Annotated in this window: 20 protein-coding genes and 1 tRNA gene; 10 read left to right on the top strand and 11 right to left on the bottom strand. The window is 60.4% G+C overall.

From position 1 onward, the window contains the following. Positions 1–27 precede the first annotated feature (27 nt). The gene (locus NKJ20_RS14425) at positions 28–369 is read right to left on the bottom strand and encodes an antibiotic biosynthesis monooxygenase family protein (protein WP_352744819.1); all 342 of its coding nucleotides are present in this window, start codon (positions 367–369) and stop codon (positions 28–30) included. 170 nt (positions 370–539) lie between these two features. Next, entirely contained in the window at positions 540–1,058 is a 519-nt protein-coding gene (locus NKJ20_RS14420) for an EF-hand domain-containing protein (RefSeq protein WP_352744816.1), read from the bottom strand. A gap of 175 nt (positions 1,059–1,233) precedes the next feature. Here NKJ20_RS14420 and NKJ20_RS14415 point away from each other — a divergent pair, with 175 nt between their 5' ends. Further along, complete coding sequence (locus tag NKJ20_RS14415) at positions 1,234–1,500, top strand: DUF3606 domain-containing protein (protein ID WP_352744814.1); 267 nt, start codon at positions 1,234–1,236, stop codon at positions 1,498–1,500. Positions 1,501–1,533: 33 nt separating this feature from the next. Here NKJ20_RS14415 and NKJ20_RS14410 read toward each other — a convergent pair whose 3' ends face one another. Both NKJ20_RS14410 and NKJ20_RS14405 read right to left on the bottom strand, forming a co-directional pair. Then, the gene (locus tag NKJ20_RS14410) at positions 1,534–2,082 is read right to left on the bottom strand and encodes a DNA-3-methyladenine glycosylase (RefSeq protein ID WP_352744812.1); all 549 of its coding nucleotides are present in this window, start codon (positions 2,080–2,082) and stop codon (positions 1,534–1,536) included. Between the two features lie 101 nt (positions 2,083–2,183). Next, positions 2,184–2,513 (bottom strand): hypothetical protein, encoded by a 330-nt coding sequence (locus tag NKJ20_RS14405; RefSeq protein WP_352744809.1) that lies wholly within the window; start codon positions 2,511–2,513, stop codon positions 2,184–2,186. Between the two features lie 227 nt (positions 2,514–2,740). On the opposite strand from NKJ20_RS14405, the gene NKJ20_RS14400 reads away from it, so the two are divergent. From NKJ20_RS14400 to NKJ20_RS14390, 3 genes are all read left to right on the top strand, one after another. Then, positions 2,741–3,268 carry a metallophosphoesterase gene (locus NKJ20_RS14400; RefSeq protein ID WP_352744807.1) on the top strand — a complete coding sequence of 176 codons (528 nt, stop codon included), beginning with the start codon at positions 2,741–2,743 and terminating at the stop codon, positions 3,266–3,268. A 50-nt stretch (positions 3,269–3,318) separates the two neighbouring features. Then, positions 3,319–4,614: a cytochrome P450 gene (locus tag NKJ20_RS14395; RefSeq protein WP_352744806.1), complete on the top strand. Its 1,296-nt coding sequence runs from the start codon at positions 3,319–3,321 to the stop codon at positions 4,612–4,614. A 73-nt stretch (positions 4,615–4,687) separates the two neighbouring features. After that, positions 4,688–5,002: a hypothetical protein gene (locus tag NKJ20_RS14390; RefSeq protein ID WP_352744924.1), complete on the top strand. Its 315-nt coding sequence runs from the start codon at positions 4,688–4,690 to the stop codon at positions 5,000–5,002. Positions 5,003–5,108: 106 nt separating this feature from the next. On the opposite strand, the gene NKJ20_RS14385 is transcribed toward NKJ20_RS14390, so the two are convergent. The 3 genes from NKJ20_RS14385 to NKJ20_RS14375 all read right to left on the bottom strand — a co-directional run bounded on the left by NKJ20_RS14385 (position 5,109) and on the right by NKJ20_RS14375 (position 8,924). Further along, positions 5,109–5,342, bottom strand: a complete 234-nt coding sequence (locus NKJ20_RS14385; RefSeq protein ID WP_352449514.1) for a hypothetical protein — start codon at positions 5,340–5,342, stop codon at positions 5,109–5,111. A gap of 305 nt (positions 5,343–5,647) precedes the next feature. After that, entirely contained in the window at positions 5,648–6,478 is an 831-nt protein-coding gene (locus NKJ20_RS14380; RefSeq protein ID WP_352449513.1) for a DNA adenine methylase, read from the bottom strand. Between the two features lie 40 nt (positions 6,479–6,518). Next, on the bottom strand, positions 6,519–8,924 hold the full coding sequence (locus NKJ20_RS14375) for a DGQHR domain-containing protein (RefSeq protein ID WP_352744803.1): 2,406 nt from the start codon (positions 8,922–8,924) through the stop codon (positions 6,519–6,521). Positions 8,925–9,390: 466 nt separating this feature from the next. On the opposite strand from NKJ20_RS14375, the gene NKJ20_RS14370 reads away from it, so the two are divergent. Then, on the top strand, positions 9,391–10,674 hold the full coding sequence (locus NKJ20_RS14370; RefSeq protein ID WP_352449510.1) for a hypothetical protein: 1,284 nt from the start codon (positions 9,391–9,393) through the stop codon (positions 10,672–10,674). Here NKJ20_RS14370 and NKJ20_RS14365 read toward each other — a convergent pair. Continuing rightward, a tRNA-Arg gene (locus tag NKJ20_RS14365) sits at positions 10,645–10,721 on the bottom strand. The two genes, NKJ20_RS14370 and NKJ20_RS14365, sit on opposite strands and share 30 nt — an antisense overlap. Positions 10,722–10,884: 163 nt before the next feature. Next, complete coding sequence (locus tag NKJ20_RS14360) at positions 10,885–11,805, bottom strand: zinc-binding dehydrogenase (protein WP_352449500.1); 921 nt, start codon at positions 11,803–11,805, stop codon at positions 10,885–10,887. A gap of 202 nt (positions 11,806–12,007) precedes the next feature. Between NKJ20_RS14360 and NKJ20_RS14355 the strand changes: the two genes are divergently transcribed. Further along, on the top strand, positions 12,008–12,814 hold the full coding sequence (locus tag NKJ20_RS14355) for an AraC family transcriptional regulator (protein ID WP_352449499.1): 807 nt from the start codon (positions 12,008–12,010) through the stop codon (positions 12,812–12,814). A gap of 33 nt (positions 12,815–12,847) precedes the next feature. On the opposite strand, the gene NKJ20_RS14350 is transcribed toward NKJ20_RS14355, so the two are convergent. Continuing rightward, the gene (locus NKJ20_RS14350; protein ID WP_352744800.1) at positions 12,848–13,738 is read right to left on the bottom strand and encodes a D-alanyl-D-alanine carboxypeptidase family protein; all 891 of its coding nucleotides are present in this window, start codon (positions 13,736–13,738) and stop codon (positions 12,848–12,850) included. A 247-nt stretch (positions 13,739–13,985) separates the two neighbouring features. On the opposite strand from NKJ20_RS14350, the gene NKJ20_RS14345 reads away from it, so the two are divergent. From NKJ20_RS14345 to NKJ20_RS14330, 4 genes are all read left to right on the top strand, one after another. Then, complete coding sequence (locus tag NKJ20_RS14345; protein ID WP_352744798.1) at positions 13,986–15,092, top strand: hypothetical protein; 1,107 nt, start codon at positions 13,986–13,988, stop codon at positions 15,090–15,092. A gap of 76 nt (positions 15,093–15,168) precedes the next feature. After that, entirely contained in the window at positions 15,169–15,789 is a 621-nt protein-coding gene (locus tag NKJ20_RS14340) for a nucleoside triphosphate hydrolase (RefSeq protein WP_352744795.1), read from the top strand. 70 nt (positions 15,790–15,859) lie between these two features. Continuing rightward, positions 15,860–16,120 (top strand): hypothetical protein, encoded by a 261-nt coding sequence (locus NKJ20_RS14335; protein ID WP_352455911.1) that lies wholly within the window; start codon positions 15,860–15,862, stop codon positions 16,118–16,120. Beyond that, positions 16,107–16,235 (top strand): hypothetical protein, encoded by a 129-nt coding sequence (locus NKJ20_RS14330; protein WP_302893450.1) that lies wholly within the window; start codon positions 16,107–16,109, stop codon positions 16,233–16,235. Before NKJ20_RS14335 ends, NKJ20_RS14330 begins: the two co-directional genes overlap by 14 nt. A 21-nt stretch (positions 16,236–16,256) precedes the next feature. On the opposite strand, the gene NKJ20_RS14325 is transcribed toward NKJ20_RS14330, so the two are convergent. Then, the gene (locus NKJ20_RS14325) at positions 16,257–16,961 is read right to left on the bottom strand and encodes a glutathione S-transferase family protein (protein ID WP_352455912.1); all 705 of its coding nucleotides are present in this window, start codon (positions 16,959–16,961) and stop codon (positions 16,257–16,259) included. Positions 16,962–17,070: the final 109 nt, after the last annotated feature.

Here is a 17,070-nt window from a genome sequence, read left to right as displayed (position 1 = left end):
GGCCGAACCGGGCGGCGTTCCTCAGGGCTATTGCAGCCGCCCGTGACTCGAGCGGATGCGCAACACCTGCACCCGCGACGGCAACTCGATCAGGAACTCTTCGTCCCGCTCGAGATGGTGGATTTTTGTCGGATCGCCGCCGGTGAGCGCCGCCATCGCCTCGACGTTTTCCCAATAGGAGATCGTCACGAATTCCGAATGGGTCGGCGTGTCCTCGCGAAAGGTCTGCACGCCCAGGGCCTTCTCGATCAGCGGCTTGATGCCGGCCTCGTAATTGTAACTCTCGTAGGCATCTGCCTTTTCAGGCGCGGTTCTGCCGCGCCAGATACGAGCGATGGTCGGGGTTTTCTCCGTAGCTTTCTCTGTCATGGCCAATGAATTCCTGCTGGTCTGCTTGGTCCGCGGCGTTCGGCAAGGCCAGCCAAGGAACGCATCTCCCCGGCTGGCAGCCTGGTATCCAGTTGCCGGCGATTTTTTATCCTCCCCGGCCGACGAGCTCGCGCCGCCCCAGACAGGCCTCCTGCCGACCGGTAGGAGACTTACTCCTGATCCTCGGCGCCTGCTCCGTGGAAGAAGGACCGGATTTCCTGCATGTCGACGCTGCCGTCACCGTCCTCATCGACGGCGTTGAATATTCGCCCGACGAAATCCTGGACTTCGCTCTGAGAAAGCGCGCCATCGCCGTCCGCATCTACTATGGCGAACATCATTCGCATCTTCGCGCCATGCATCCCGCGTGGAATGCCGCCGCGCCCTCCCATCTCCCACCCTCGCTCAGGTGGGCCCATCCTGTAGTCGCGATGCCAGCGGTCGGGACCTCGCCGTTCCGCCCGGGGCCCGCGATCCTCCTGTATTCTCTCCTCCAGCATCTCGGTCATCATCTGGCGCATCATTTCGCGCATGGCATCCTGGCTCTGCCCGCTCATTCCGGGCGACGGTTCGGCGCCACGATCCGGTGCCGGCGCGGCCGGCGCAGGTGGGCTCGTCTGGCCGAATGCCGGCGCGGCCAACATGGCCAGCGCCGCGGCAATTACGGTGGTTTTGCTTGCGAGCGTCATCGTATTCTCCATCGGTATGAATTGTAGCCGAATATGTCTGCATCCAAGCCAAACCGGCTGCTCGCCTCATGGTTCCTGGGCAGTCGGCACGACGGCGGAAAAGTCCGCCCGATCGCGGCAACGAAAGCTCGTTGTCCACGTTGCCATGGATGCGACGCTCCACCAGGAGGAAAAAATGGCCGACGATAAGAGCAAGCGAGATTTCCGCGAGCGCGACCGCGTTGCTACGGAAGACGACCGTGAAGTCGAGTATTTTGCCCAACAGAACGGCATCACGGCCGACCAGGTCCGTCAGTTGATCAAAAGCTTCGGCAATGATCGCGGCCGGCTGACCGTAGCCGCGAAGGCGTTGCGAGGGATTTCACCTGCCGGAGCCGACGAGGTGACCAGGGAAGCCCGCCAGCAGGCGATACCCATGCATCTCGGCAAACCCGACGAGTGATGCCAGGCAGCTGCTCTGCCGCTGCCGCGGGCATCAGAACTTGCGGCTCAGATAATCCGAGTCGCGCAGTCCGAACCGCCACTCGGCATCGACAGCCTTGGAAATGCCGATCCGGCGGCCTGTTAGAACGGCGCTGGCGTCGCCCGGCTGCCTGAATTCGAATGGCGGCACGTCCAGCGGCAGCCCGTCATGGGATTTGTCGATTGCCAGCGCCTGGCAAAGGCGACCCGGTCCCGAACAAAGCAGCCGGGGATCGTCAAGGCCGCGATTGGCCCGCATCACCTCCAGCCCTAATCGCGGTTCGATTGCGCGGATAAGCACGGCACTGCCGGGCAGGCACACGGCATTGAGGCACCAATGCAGGCCATAGGAGCGATAGACATACGCGCTGCCCGGGGCGCCGAACATTGCGCCGTTGCGCACCGTCCTGCCACCGAAAGCATGCGAAGCCGGGTCATCCGGGCGATAGGCCTCGGTCTCGACGATGCTGCCGCCAACGCCGTGCAAAAGCAGCGAGGCGCCAATCATATCGCGCGCCACGATGGTGGCGTCACGGGCAAAGAATTGATGGTTCGTAGCCAACGTGCACCGGACTGATCGCGCCTGGACCTGGCGCGACAACAAATTCTCGGACCGGAAGCAAAATGTCCAGCCACTGCGCCGCGGGTCTGGAACGGCTGTATTCAGCGCAGCATGGCCGCGCCGATGAAAACTGCAGCGGCCAGCACGACGATGGCGGCAATCACCATGACTGGCCCATATCTGCTCGGTTGGACGTCGGGCTCATCCGTCAGCGGGCGCATCGCATTGGCATAGCTCGCCTGGTTGGTAAACTTCGGCGTTTCATGGCGCGGGGCAGGGCTCTTCGGCGGAGCGTTGCCGGCGGATTCCGCGTCCGTTTCCATGGGAGCCGCAGCCGGATCGATGCCCGGGGTCTTGTCCCCTTCGCGCCCGGCATCGATATCGCCCCGCGCTTGAGCCGGGCTTCGCCCAAGAGGTTCTGCGTCGGTCATTGTCGAGGTCCTTTCAGAGCATCGGCCTCAAGCATTCTAACCTGCGTCTCATTTCAAAGTTCCCCCGTTTCAAAGTTCCCCCTTTTTGAAGTTCAGACGAGCGGAAACCGCCTGGGCCTGCTTCCAGGAACAACCGGCGATCGAGCGGGTTGAGCAAGCATCGGGAGAGCAACATGGACTTGGTGCGCCACGCGCCCAGATCGGCAGTTCGAAACAGGCTCCAGCGCATGATCTACTTCACCGCCGACACGCATTTCAGCGACCCGCGCATTTTGCGCATCGACCGCCGCCCGTTCGGCTCGCTGGCGGAACATGACCGGGCCCTCATTGCGTTCTGGAACGAGACTGTCGGGCTGGACGACGAGGTCTGGCATCTCGGTGATTTTGCCAGGGGATCGGCCGCGTTCGTGTCGTCGCTTCTGGCGTCTCTTCATGGCAGCAAGCATTTGATCATCGGCAACAACGATGCTGCGGCCACCATCGAGGCCACGGGTTGGGCGAGCACGCAGCACTACAAGGAGCTGGCGCTCGACGGCAGTCTGCTGATCCTTTGCCACTACCCTTTTCGCACCTGGAACCAGATCGGCAGGAAATCGATCGACCTGCATGGCCATTCCCACGGCAGGCTGACCCCGGTCACGCGCCAGTATGACGTCGGCGTCGACAGCTGGGATTTTCGTCCGGTCACGCTGACCACCATCCTTGCCGGCCGCGGCCGAAGGGCGGCGCGGCAAAGCCGTCAAAAAATCGAGTGATCGAAAGTGCCGGCCGTGCGTTGAGGAGTTTCAACGCCAGGGAGCACGCCATGAACAGACGTGAACTGATCGATGCCGACGGCGGCAATCATGCCGCAAAACCCATTCCGCGCGCCGCGTTCGATAGCACCTTGGCCCTGCTGCGCGAAGGCTATGACTTCATTTCGGCCCGCTGCCGGCGCATGAACACCGACATCATTGCCACGCGCCTGATGCTGCGGCCGGCAATCTGCGTCCGCGGTGCCGAGGCTGCCGAGATGTTTTATGGCGGCGACCACTTCACCCGAATTGGTGCGATGCCGCAGACCACGCTGCGGCTGCTACAGGACAAGGGCAGCGTCCAGGCGCTCGACGGCGCCGCTCACCGCCGCCGCAAGGCGCTTTTCCTGTCGATCCTGTTGGATGGTGACCAGATCGAGCGGCTCCGCGCAACCTTCCGTCGCGCCTGGCTCGACCAGCTGGAAGACTGGCAGCGGCGTGACGAGATCGTCCTGTTCGACGCCGTAAACCTCGTCCTGACCCAGGCGGCAGCGGATTGGGCCGGCATCCCCGCCGACAAGGATCGCGCCGAACTCTGCCGCGGGCTCAGCGGCATGGTCGAGAACGCCGGCGGCGTCGGGCCGTCGACCATGCTGGCGCTGTGGCGGCGCCGCCGGACCGAACGCACTATCGGCGAGCTTGTACGGCGCGTTCGAAGCGGCGCGCTTGATTTGCCGGCAAACAGCCCGGTCCGCCTGGTCAGCGAACATGTCGATGCCGAGGGAATGCCGCTCGATCTTGCCAGTGCCGCGGTCGAGATCATCAACATCATCCGGCCGGTTGTCGCCATCGGCCGCTTCATCATGTTTGCGGCGCTGGCGCTTCACCAGCACCGCCAATGGTACGATAAGTTCGCCGCCGGCGATGACGACGGGCTGGAAGCCTTCGCCGAGGAGGTTCGCCGGCTCTATCCGTTCTTCCCGTTCATCGGCGGCCGCGCCCGCCACCCCTTCGAATGGAAGGGCTACCGCTTCGGCAAAGGCGACTGGGTTCTGCTCGACCTGCACGGCACCAACCACGATCGCCGCCTGTTTGTGGAGCCGGCCCGGTTTATCCCGGAGCGCGGCTTGAGCTGGAAAACCCACGGCTTCGACTTCATCCCGCATGGCGGCGGAGATCCGGCGGCTACCCATCGCTGCCCCGGAGAAGCCGTCACCGTCGCGCTGATCATGGAAGCGGTTCGCCTGCTGACGCGGTCGATGGCCTACCAGGTGCCTGATCAGGATATGACCGTCTCGCTTGCCCGCATGCCGGCGCGGCCGAAATCCGGGTTCAGGATAGATAATGTGCGGCGAAAACCCGGCTGAAAGGCTGCCGGTCGAACCGGAACCTCTGCGGAGCTGAGGCGTTCGAAAATTGCAAGGCGTAAAGGCAAACGCAATGGCTCAGAAGATCACGACAGGCGCGAACGACCGGCCGCGCAATGAAACCATCGGCCAATCCGGCGAAGGCCTGCCGGACGACAGCAGCAGGCCGCTCGAGGTCGACGAACGCTGGGTCGCCCGGCTGAGAAACAAGCTGCAGGGCAACCCCCGGCAAGCCGGTCAGACCAACACGGACGAAGTCCCCGCAGGCACTCCAGGCGCTGGCGAGAATATTTGCCGCCGCTGTGCAGGGTCAGGCATGATCGACGGCCGCACCTGCCCCGAATGCGGCGGAACCGGCAAGGTGACGACGCCGATAGGCGGAGGCTGAGCAATTCCAGGAAAAGTGTGAAGCGGTTTTCCGTCCGGTATTTGCGTCAAACAATAAGATAGACCGGTTCTGCGTTTCCGCGGAACGATGAACCGTCCAGCGCCGGTCAGATCGCCGGCACCCACTTCCAGAACACGCCTTCCTTGCGGTTGGGGTAGTGCTTGAACTCGCATTCGAAGCGCCAGCCGTAAGTCTTGGCGGCGGCAAGTGCTTCCTTGCTGACCGGGTTCATGCCGGTTCCCGGCGCAAACCAGTCCTCCAGCAAGTCGTCGGGGATATAGGCGCCGATCCTCAAAGGCAGCTTTTCGAGGACGAAATCCATTTCGGGTGGTGCGGGCACGGGGCGCTCCTTCGATCTATCTCACGAAGAAGTCGTTCGAGGCCGATTGAGTTCCAAGGCGATCGGCGGGATCGAAGATGACCGTCGTGAGGGGGCAGGGCTGGATTCGACCTTTGGCTTACGAATAGCCGAAATAGAAATCGGCAAATCGCAAGTTTAGCGCACCCGACAGGATTCGAACCTGTGACCTCTGCCTTCGGAGGGGAACGCTGCTGAGCTGCGGTGCGAATCGCCCAACGCTAGCCCGCAGATTCGCTTACCATTTCACCGGAGCGAGCCCGGTCTCGTTGGAAAGCCACAACATGTTAGCGCCCGCCTGCGCATATCATCAATTCTTCCACGGATGATCTACTCGCGGCGCTGGCCGCTATCACACTTGCTCGTGCCAGCGTGGTTTGCTCACCAACTCCGGAATACAGATCGCGAACTGACTCGTGGTTGGCATTTAGCACCATTATCGAGGCACCGCGCCCAGCGGCCCTGACTACAGCGTCGCGAAGCCGAATCTGATCAGCCCAAGAGAAGATCTTGTCGTTGTATTTTATGAACCCATTGTAGTTATGCTTTACCGTATATGGAGGATCAACAAATACGAAATCGTCTGCCTCTGCCATGTCAATGGTGCTCTCGAAATCGGTCACAGACAACGTGGCCGATTGCAAAGAAACGGACGTCTTTTCAAAATCGTCTGTCTGCATGATTACGTCAGTCTTTGTACCAATTGGAACGTTAAACTGATTGCGCAAATTAACCCGGTATAGGCCGTTCCAGCAAGTTCGGTTCAAGTAAATGAACCATGCTGCCAGCTCAATCGACGGCTTCGGCTTCACCGCCCGTGTAGCGTAGTAGTGACTGTCACTATGTCGAGCGTGATGGTATCGCAGCAATCGGCCAACCTCTAAAGGTGCATCACGGATCGCGCTATAGGTAGTTATCAAATCCAAATTCAGATCGCTTAAGAAAGCTTTCTGGGGACGCAACGCGAAGAAAACAGCAGCGCTGCCGAGAAATGGCTCGATATAGCGCCCCTTAAATTCCGGGACAAAATGAAGATGATTTTCGCAAAACCACCTCTTCCCGCCGGCCCATTTTAGAAACGGGACAACAATTTCGTCCGTTTGGAATGTCCAGCTCATTCGGCTTACCTTGTCCCCACGATCCGAAGATTGATTCTCACTAAAATTCATCGATAGGGATTTCCGCCGCTTCGCAGCGCTCGTAAAGGACGCCCTTTAACCAAACAAGAAAATTTAGATCGTCATCCGTCAGTTGCCTGTATATTGAACTGTGTGAGGCAACATTCCTAATGTCATTGAACTCTTTTATCCAGTCAACGTGGTATTCCTTTGATTTTGGATTAATGCCACCCAGTGGAATGCTGAAGATTGTCTTAAAGTACTCCCAATTTCCTTTCTGTTTTATAATCGTCTCGAAATCTATTAGGTGTAAGTACGCCTCCTTCGGAGCTCGCTTTTCCGGTCTAACTTGTTGCTGGGCGTTATAGGCCGCTTGTTTTATCTTGCTATCAGCGATTCCGAGCTCCCAGTACTTCTTCTCCCCAGAAGGAAGTTCGTCTTTCCCATAGATGTCCTTCAATTTTTCAACTACGACGCCAGAAATAAGCTTCGTCATGTCTTCGACGTCGAGTTTTGCTTGAGCGCGCCTCTCGTCGTTTGACTTTGCTTTATAATCGCGAAATTCGTCGGGTCCAAATGTTGGCGTCTCAGATGTGATCAAATCGCAGAGGTGAAAGAAGTAGTCACGAACGCCACCCTCGCCGTATTGCTTAGCAAATCGAGCTTCAATGTCTACCGCATCGGCGGTCTTGAGCCAATCGATCAGTGGCTTACAAAATTTGGCTACGCAGGCGTCAATCTCATCGAGTGATGCAAGAACAGGATCGATCTTTCCTGCAGCATGCTGGAATCTCAGTACTTCATTAAGCAGCAAAAGATGCGCTCGTATCCCAGGGTTTGTAACGATATGCGCGGTACGCCCTGCCGCCCATTTTTCGGGAACAGCATCTTCAATCCTTCTAAAATAGCTATTTATTGCTCGTCTCGCCCGATCGAGAGTGCTGGAATCGGTGGCATCCGAAAGATATCCACCAAGACGAACCTTCTTAACGACGCGACCTAGGAGTTGGGATCGCTTCAAACCCTTCTGAATCTCAGGCACCGTCAGCACTTGCGCATCAGACGCTGGCACACCCGGAGTTTGGAAACGACCATAGAAAGGGCTCGTTGAATCTAGCGCCAACTTCCGAATGAGAAACGATGATATCGCTGACAGCGCTTCATCGGGATCGTCACTGCCCATTTGAAGGTCGGCCTGCAGGGCCACTAAAAGGCTCGCCGGGACGCTTTTCTGCTTGTGGTTTATCGTTATGAAAAGTTCAGCCTCCTTTACGGTGGCCATTTGCTCGAACGCGACAACAAAAAGCGGTTGTTTCAAATATTCTTCCGGCAGGTTTGTGAATCCAAGCAGCCGGTGCTGACCATCAATTACCCAAGCGCTTTTGAACTTGTTTGGCAGAACCAAATGGCCAAATTTTAGGCCCTCTATTGTGTTGTCGGATTTAGAGAGAGGCTCAAAAACACATGGATCGGTGAAGTTAATAAGGATGTTTGTAGGAAAATAACCACCGTCAGTGATAAATTTTCCGATGCTTTGAAGTCGCTTCTTTTCAACCATGCGCTGGTAAGCGGGAGTGCCGTCGGGGTTGTTTAAAGCATGATGGTTGACAAATGCGATCTTAAGAAGATGGCCAGCTGGAATAGTAAACGAGTAAAAGTTTTCTGTTCCAAGTCGTCCCTTGACGGCGGGGACCTTGTATCCGCTTAAGGCAGGAATCTCTTGGCCCTTGAGGAACTCGGCCAAGAACTGATATTTTCCTGCAGAGCCGACGTGCTTAATAAAAGCTTCAAAATACTGAAGCTCGTTTTCGGTTATTATGCGTATTCCTTCTCCAGAAGCTCGCGCGACGTCCGGCTCTGTCCACACTATATTGTCAGTGACATAGATCCATACAATTTTTGGATTATACCCTTCGCCAAAATGGGACCGAATGGCATTTGCGACGGACTTTTTTAAGAACGCGGTCTCATGCAGGTCCTTCTGCAGTGACTTCCTGCCACGGACCTCCTTCGACTTGCATTCAAAGACAAGCGCCGTCTCGGAATCTTTCGCGAAAACGTCAATCTGTTTGGTACCCGTCGAGCCGTCGGTTCGCGAATACGAGATTTTGAAAGCTCCACCGTTCAGGACGGAGTAACCCATATCTCTGCACAGACACCAGACACGGTCCTCCAAACTTGCGGCTATGGATTTAGCCTTTTGGACGACCGTCACACGCTTCTGACGTCTGAGAACTTTCCAGCCCTTGGCCTCCGCGTCGTCAGTGTCCGCGATGTGTACTGTCTTTTTTACAATAGGGGATCTGCGTGTCTTGTAGGCTTTGGCAAGAGCGAGGCTATCGATAAGCAATGGCTTGAGTGCAATCGAAACCGATTTAACGTCAATCCTTGTTGTTGCGAGGGCGGCTTCGCTTTCGGCTGCTTCTGCGTAGGAGATGTCCGTCATTCTTTCTCTCCGCTCGCGATTCGGATCATAGTAGTAACTCATGGAATCATTTATTGAGGTGAGGTCAACTGTTCGCTGGGATTGTCCCGCCTTTCGTGATTGCTTTTCGTTCGTTCTACGTCACGAGCTAGAGCATGATGCGCCCCGAATCGGGCATCTTCGCCACATTACGAAACGGCCACCGGACCTGATAGACAAATGCATGACCATCTTAGCGCCCGGCGGAACGGGGAATTCCATGGGATTGTTTTTCGTTCTGATTGTCATCCGACACCGCTGACTTCGCCTGGAGAACGGGAAGATGAAGAATGAACCAGCAGAGTGGTGACTTGATGTCTATCGATGTCTACTGTCGTACGCTATGGGCGTTACACTACCACAAGGGCTGAAAATTGCGGGGTATCGAGTTACCCTTTTCAAGGAGGCTCTCCGTGCTTTCCGCCGAACTCGCTCGCCGAACAGTTTTGTGGAGTTGAAGAGCCTCTTTGGTAATTCCCGCAACGGAGCCGTCGTTTTCGAGGAGTGCCTTGATCGTGGCCTGATCGTGGAAAAGGAAAGTCGGTACGAACTGTCCGCAGCGGGCGAAGCAATTGCCGACGCTAAGGCAACGAAGCGAGCGGCCCTTTCGCGTGCACTGAAGCTTATCGACGAACTGCTTGATCGCGCGGCAGCGCTAAATGCAGATACCAATGGCGCGAGCTTCATCGATCAAGTCTGGCTTTTCGGCAGCACGATGCGGGCTGAGGAAACTGTCGGGGACATTGACATAGCTCTTACTACCAGTAGGCGACCACCCTTTGACGCAGACTGGAATGCCATGAAGGCACACGTCAAGCGCCTTCTCTTAGCTCACAAGGACGTGCCCCGGGTCTTGTGGAATGAAGAAAATTGGCTGATCGAACGAGCGTTGTTCGGCAAACGCCGGCACCCCCTTTTCGCCGGCGTGCGTGTCGGCATTTCTGACCTGCAGCAGCTCGGGGTGCCGTGCCGCCTGATTTTCGATCGTGAACGTGGAGGGCGTGTCGATGATAATATCTTGGCTCGTCATCCGAATTCGCCAGGAAGAAGCAAGGAAATCGATCCTCCACGCCCACTCCCTGATCTCGCGCCCGCACCCTTGCGACCGATGGACGGCCGATGGGCCGCAAATCACCAGCCGTGGGGCACGATCAGTCCTTATCACATTTTCGGGAGTTGGAATGACGCTGCGCATGGACTCTTCGCTAGCTACCCAGAAGGTTTGAGAGTCGTCGGAGACGGTCATTGCCTGTTCAAAATCGAATGGACGCCGAAGAGACTTCAGCACGTCGGACTTGATGGCCGCGCCAAAGTTGCGATTTTCAAACAAAGCTGGTGGGGCGGCCTCAGCCTTGTCCTCTGCCGCGAGATAATAGTCGGTGACGAGGTGCAGCTCATCGCGAGCTTTGAAGCGCTTCAACTCCTTCGAGTGCGATCACAGGTTTGGGGCCTTCTCGATGATGTAGCGAGCGCCATCGCTTTAATTCTCGCCGCAGACGCTGAGAGGATCATCCGCCGGGAAATGGAGCAAGGACGCACGAGACAAGTCAGAATTTCGCTGAATGGCGCTGAGCTCAAGGAAACAATACGTGGCCAGGTTCTCGCGACGGTCGGCGACCGTCTCGTCGAGCGCCGTGTCAAAATCGAGCCCGAGGGCTGGAATGGCCAGCCGGTGCAGATCTCGACTTCTGAATTGAGCGACTGGCGCACCCGACAGGATTCGAACCTGTGACCTCTGCCTTCGGAGGGCAGCGCTCTATCCAGCTGAGCTACGGGTGCCTTCAGGATCGGTGATCCCAAAAACGAACCAGCCGGTAAACCGGCCAGCCACGGCTTCTTAGCGGAAGCAGGCGCCGGCTTCAACGGGCAATCGCCAGCGGGCTCAAGTTGCCGTTGCAGCCCGGGGGAGACAGACACCGTCCCGTCCGGCGCCACCGCCTGCTCATTCGGTCACGGTAAGCACCGCCTTGCCGCTGATGCTGCGCTGCCGCAGCGCGTCGAGGGCTAGGCCGACGTCCCGCCACGGCACGGTCAGGACCACGCGCGTTTCGAGCCGGCCGGCTGCGATCAGCGCGAGCAGCGAGGCGATGTCGGCGCCAACCTCCGGACCGGAAGCGTAGTAGGCGAAGGTCTGCAGCCGCGCGCCTTCGTGCCCCGGAACGAACTGGCGGAAGCCGATGGGCGTGAGTTCGCCGCTGCTAGAGCCGAACATGACGACGGTCCCGCCGGGCGCGATCCGTTCGATCGCGTGGGCGAGGCTATCGCCGCCCACCGATTCGGTGATCAGCGAGAACAGTCCTTCGGCCAGCTCGATCGTTTCGACGACCCGCTCGGCTCCGAGGCCGCGGAGATCGTCGGCATGCCGGGGGGCGGCGACCGCCGCCACCGACGCGCCCTGCTGGCGGGCGATCTGGATCTGGAAACGGCCGACGGCGCCGCTTGCGCCGGTAATCAGGACCCGCTGGCCGGCCAGGTCGCCGCCGAGGCGCAGGGTCCGCAGCGCGGTCGTGCCCGCGACCGGAACAGTGGCGGCGGAGACGAAGCTGACGTCGTCCGGCAGGACGGCGAGGTGGTCGGTCGGAACGGCGACCCGTTCGGCCCACCCGGCCTCGTCGACCAGAGCCGCAACCCGGGCGCCGACGGCCGGCCCGGAGCCGTCGGCCGCGGCGCGCTCGACAATTCCGGCGACGTCCTGGCCAGGCACCCAGCCGTTCGGACGGATGTTGAGCAGGCGCAGTTCGCCGCGGTTCAGCGAGACTGCCCGGACCGAGACCAGCGCCTCATGCGGGGCGGGCTCGGGCTCACCAAACTCGGCGAGCCGCAACCCGGTGGCGCTGTCGGAAGATGTGACCAAGGCGAGCATTGGTATCGTCCCTTCTTGCTGCATGGCGGACGCCAGCCTGTTTTCGTGCGCCGGGCTTGTTGGTCCGACGTTCAGAACGCAAGCAGGGCATGACTAAATGGAAGCCCGCCTGTCGGCTTCTGAGTTACTCATCCCTAAACTATCGACTTTCCTGTTTGAGTAATTTAGATATCTTGGCAGTCGATCGCTAAAATCAGTCAACATGAGACAGCCTCTCCGCTACCCCTGGCCTTTCGATCCGGATGACGTCCTCGCCCCGGCAATCGCCGTGCGCGTTGACGTTCCCGAGACCAGGGCGGAGGTGCCGGACCACCACCACCGCAAGGGGCAACTTGTCTTCGCGCTGGGCGGCGGCGTCACATGTCGCGTCCCCAGCGGCCTGTGGATGGTGCCGCCGCATTGCGCGGTGTGGATTCCGGGTGGCATGCAGCACAGCAATATCGCGACCGCCAACGCCCGGATTTTCTTCGTCTATATCGAACCGGGAGCTACCGACCTGCCGGACCGGTGCTGCACGCTTTCGATCACGCCGTTGCTGCGCGAGCTCATCATCGAGCTGACGGATCGCGTTGAGGACGATGACGCCAGGGGCGAGCTCCTGACCAGGGCTCTGCTCACCGAACTGCCGCGCATGCCTGTCCAGCAGCTACATTTGCCGATCTCGTCCGAGCCGCGCTTGAGGCGCATCGCCGCGGCGTTGGCGCAAGATCCTGCCGATCGCAGCACCCTGGCGGAATGGGCCAGTCGCGCCGCGCTCAGCGAGAGCAGTCTCGCACGTCTCGTGGTGAAAGAGACAGGGCTGACCTTCGGGCGCTGGCGCCAGCAACTGCACCTGATCGTCGCAATGCGCGAACTGGCCTCCGGCGCCAGCGTGCAGCAGATTTCGGCCGATCTCGGTTACGAATCGGTCACCGCCTTCATCACCATGTTCAAGAAAGCGCTTGGCAAGCCGCCGGCAAAGTATCTCAGCAGTGTCGCGCAAAACGGCGGCTCTGCGTTTGTCGCCTGAACCCGCACGCGGTCAACACTCGGACTTCAACTGTCACTGCTCCTCGGCATACAGCAGCCGCGTCTTTGCCTCGGAGGTCGGCAACAGGCTGCGCTGGATCAGCGCCTCGACGTGGTCGTTGCGCTGGCGCGCGCTGTCGGCGCCCATCACCACGATGATCAGCCTGTGCCCGTCCGCATTATAGGAGGTGACGATATTGAAGCCCGAAGCCCTGATGTAGCCGGTCTTGATGCCGTCGACCCCGCGCACCCGGCCGAGCATGTCGTTGTGGCCGCGCACCAGCCTGCCGCGGAACATGAAGTCGCTTTCGGAGAAATAGTGGAAATGCTGCGGGAAGCGGGCGTGCAGCGCCATGCCGAGCACCGCCATGTCGCGCGCGCTGGTGTGCTGGTCGCCGTCCGGCAGGCCCGAGGCGTTGCGGAACACGGTGCTGCTCATGCCGATCTGGCGCGCCTTGGCGGTCATCATGCCGGCGAACGCCTCTTCGCTGCCGCCGAGATATTCGGCAACGGCGACCGCCACGTCATTGGCCGATTTGACGATGATGGCGCGGATCGCCGAATCGACGTCGATGGTCTCGCCGCGCCTGAACCGCAGCTTGGTCGGCGGCTGCCGGGCGGCGTTGTCCGACACCGGAATTTGCGTCTCCTTGCTGATGCGGCCCTGGTCCAGCGCCTCGAACAGGAGGTAGAGCGTCATCATCTTGGTCAGCGACGCCGGATAGCGCGGCGCCGTCGAGTTGACCTCGAACAGCGTCTTGCCGGTGCCGGCATCGATGACCATGGCGGCATATTTCTGCGGCGGCGCCGGTACCGCCAGCACGCTGTCGGGCGGCGTGACAGTCGTGCAGCCGGCAGCAAACAGCAGCAGCGCCAGCACAGCGACGCATTTGTGGATGGACGAAAAGAACCGGAAGGCGGACAAGTCAGTTCCGAAGGCAGGCAGTTTCTGAGACGAGGCGAAGCTATCTTAACGCAAAGGCACAGTCCATTTGGTTAATATCGGTCTGGCCCTCGAACGGTGCCCTGTCCACAGGCCGACGTGGCGCCGCCTGATGTGAATTGCCGGCCACCGCGCTTGCGCAACCGGCGGCGAGTGGGCTTTGCTGGCGCCGACAGAATCGGGCCGCCAGAATCGGGCTGGCAGAATCGGGCTGAATCGGTAGGTGCACATGGATACGGTCACGATCACGGCGAAGGGCATTTCGGTATCGGTCGATCTTGCCGTCGGCCATCTCGCCGACATGACGGTCGATATCGATGGCCGCCGGCTGAAGCCGCTGCATCGCGCACCCTGGGTCGGCGAGCCGCGCGAGATGCTGCCGAAAGACCTGCCTGAAGGGACGGTCCACCTGTCCGGCGATTTCCTCTGCGCGCCGTTCTCGATCAGCGACGTCGAAGCGGCACCTTTGCATGGCTGGCCGGCAAATAGCCGCTGGGACGTGGTCGACAGCGCGGCAACGGCCGACGGCTGGCGCGCCGTCTTCCGCTTGCAGCGCCCGGTCATGGGCGCAACCGTCGACAAGATCCTGACCTTGCGCGACGATCATCCCTTTCTCTATCAGGAGCACGTCTTTTCCGGCGGCGCCGGCGCCATTCCCGTCGCCCACCACCCGATGACGGTGATGACGGCCGGCGGCAGGCTGGCCTTCTCGCCCAAGCGCCTTGCCGCAACGCCGAGTGAGGCGCCGGAGCCCGATCCGGCCCGCGGCCGCTCGTTGCTCGCCTACCCGGCGCGAACCGCCGACCTGACGCGCTTTCCCGTCGCCAACGGCGGCACGATTGACCTGACCACCTATCGCATGGACCAGCTGCGTGAGGACTTCGTGACGCTGGTCGAGGCCGATCATGGCGGGCCGGGCTGGACGGCGCTGGCGCGCCAGGCGGAAGCCGATCTCGTGCTGGTGCTGAAGAACCCGGCCGAACTGCCGGTCACCATGCTGTGGGTCAGCAATGGCGGGCGCGATTATGCGCCATGGAGTGGCCGCCACCGCGGCGTGCTCGGCATCGAGGACGGCCGCACGGCCGTCGGCCACGCCGCATCGCTCGGCGACAATTGGCTGAAGCGCGAAGGCGTGGCGACCGCCTTTGCCCTTTCCGAAGGGCGCCGCTTTTCGTTCCGCCATGTCATCGGCGCACTGCCGTGGCCATCCGGCGAGCCGCCGCACGACGTCACGACCTCGCCGGGCCACATGCGCATCCTGGCGGCTGACGGTGCCGTGCGCGACATCGCCTTCGACAGCGATTTCCTGCGGATCGGTCAATCCAGGCCCGATTGAAGGCTTGGCACAATCCGGCGTTTGAAATTTTCGAAAACTGCCGCCAAAATGCGCCAGAACCACGGTAAGGGGGCCAATGTCAGAAATCGCCCATATCGCTGCTGCCATTTTCAAGCGCGCCGGCAAGGCGCCGCGCTTCATCGTTGCCATTGCCGGTCCGCCCGGCGCCGGCAAGTCGACATTGTCGACAGGCTTGCACGACCTGCTGCCGGAAGGCACGGCGGAAGTCGTGCCGATGGATGGCTTCCATTACGATGACGTCGTTCTCGATCGACGCGGCCTTCGCGCGCGAAAAGGTGCTCCGGAAACCTTTGATTTTGCCGGGTTCGAAGCGCTGCTGAAGCGCATCCGCGCCGGCGAGCCGGATATCGCCATCCCGGTCTTCGACCGCAGCATGGAGCTGTCGCGCGCCGCCGCTGCGATCATCGCCGCCGACACCAAATTCATCCTGGTCGAAGGCAATTATCTGCTGCTCAACGAAGAACCTTGGTCGCGGCTGGCGCCGCTGTTCGACTTCTCGATCTTCGTCGATGTGCCGCGCGCCGAGCTCGAGCGCCGACTGCTGGAGCGATGGCACGAGCACGGCCGCTCCGACGAGGACGCGCGCGCCTGGATTGCTTCCAACGACATGCCGAACATCGACCGCGTGCTTGCCCGTCGGCGGCCCGCCGACCTGGTGGTCGGCGACCTGGCCTGACTTGCAAGGAACCGCCCGGCCGGAACCTTGACAGTTTCAGGCCGTTATCCCGGACACGGCAATTGTGCCCATGAGGGAACCGTTCGATGGAAACCATGGCAAGAAAGCCTGCGCCCGCCAAGGGCAGGGCAACACGATCAAAAACCACTCGAGTGAAAACCAGCGCCGGCCCGGCAGCGGCGGCCCGCTCCAAGGATGCGGCAAAGCCCAGCTTTGGCAAGGCGGCGCCGAAAAAGGTGATGCCTGCCGCGACCAAAGCCGCTGCACCCAAGCCCAAAAGATCGGCAAGCAGCAGAGGATCGATCGCAGGCAGCGCAATGCGCACTGTTAAAGCAACGGCCAATGTCGCCGCCGGTGCCGTGCTTGCCACCGCCAAAGGTGCGGCGTCGCTTGCTGCTTCCGTAGTCGGCAAGGGCGGCTCAAAGCCCCGGACCAAGGCAAAATAGCCGAGCGGAATCGACGTAAGATCAGTTTCTGGCCGGAATGGTGAGGCCCCTCTGCACCGCCGGTCGGGCGAGGCCACGCTCCAGCCATGCGCCCACGCTGGGGAAATCGTCGAAACCGACGAGTTCCCGCGCCTCGTAGAAGCCGATCAGATTGCGCACCCACCCAAGCATCGAAATATCGGCGATGGTGTAATCGTCGCCCATGATCCAGCTGCGGCCCTTGAGCCTCGTTTCGAGGACGCCGATCAGCCGTCGCGACTCGTCGCGATAACGTTCCAGCGGGCGCTTGTCGGCGATTTCGCGCCCAGCGAATTTGTGGAAGAATCCGACTTGGCCGAACATCGGCCCGATCGAAGCCATCTGGAAGAACACCCACTGGATCGTCTCATAACGCAGCGTCGCGTCTGCCGGGACCAGCTTGCCGGTCTTGTCGCTGAGGTAAAGCAGGATGGCACCGGATTCGAACAAGCCGATCGGCTTGCCGCCCGGGCCGTCCGGATCGATCATCGCCGGTATCTTGCCGTTCGGGTTCAAAGACAGGAATTCCGGGGTCCAGCTCTCGTTCTTGCCGATATCGACGGCATGCGGCTCGTAAGGCAGGCCAAGTTCCTCCAGCGCGATCGATATCTTCACCCCGTTCGGCGTCGGAAACGAATAAAGCTGGATGCGGTCGGGGTGGCTCGCCGGCCAGCGCCTGGCAATCGGAAACGCGGACAGATCGGTCATCGAAACTCCTGGTAGGGGACCGCGCCGAGCGGCACGGTCATGGCGGGTCGCAGAGAGTTAGGCGCGACGCCTGGCGCGATCAATATGCGCATGGAAAGTTTCGCCGGCC

The sequence above is a fragment of the Mesorhizobium sp. M0185 genome (genome assembly GCF_040322175.1).
Taxonomy (GTDB): domain Bacteria; phylum Pseudomonadota; class Alphaproteobacteria; order Rhizobiales; family Rhizobiaceae; genus Mesorhizobium.
The sequence above is the reverse complement of the archived record's forward strand: the minus strand, read 5'-3'. Positions and strand labels throughout refer to the sequence as shown.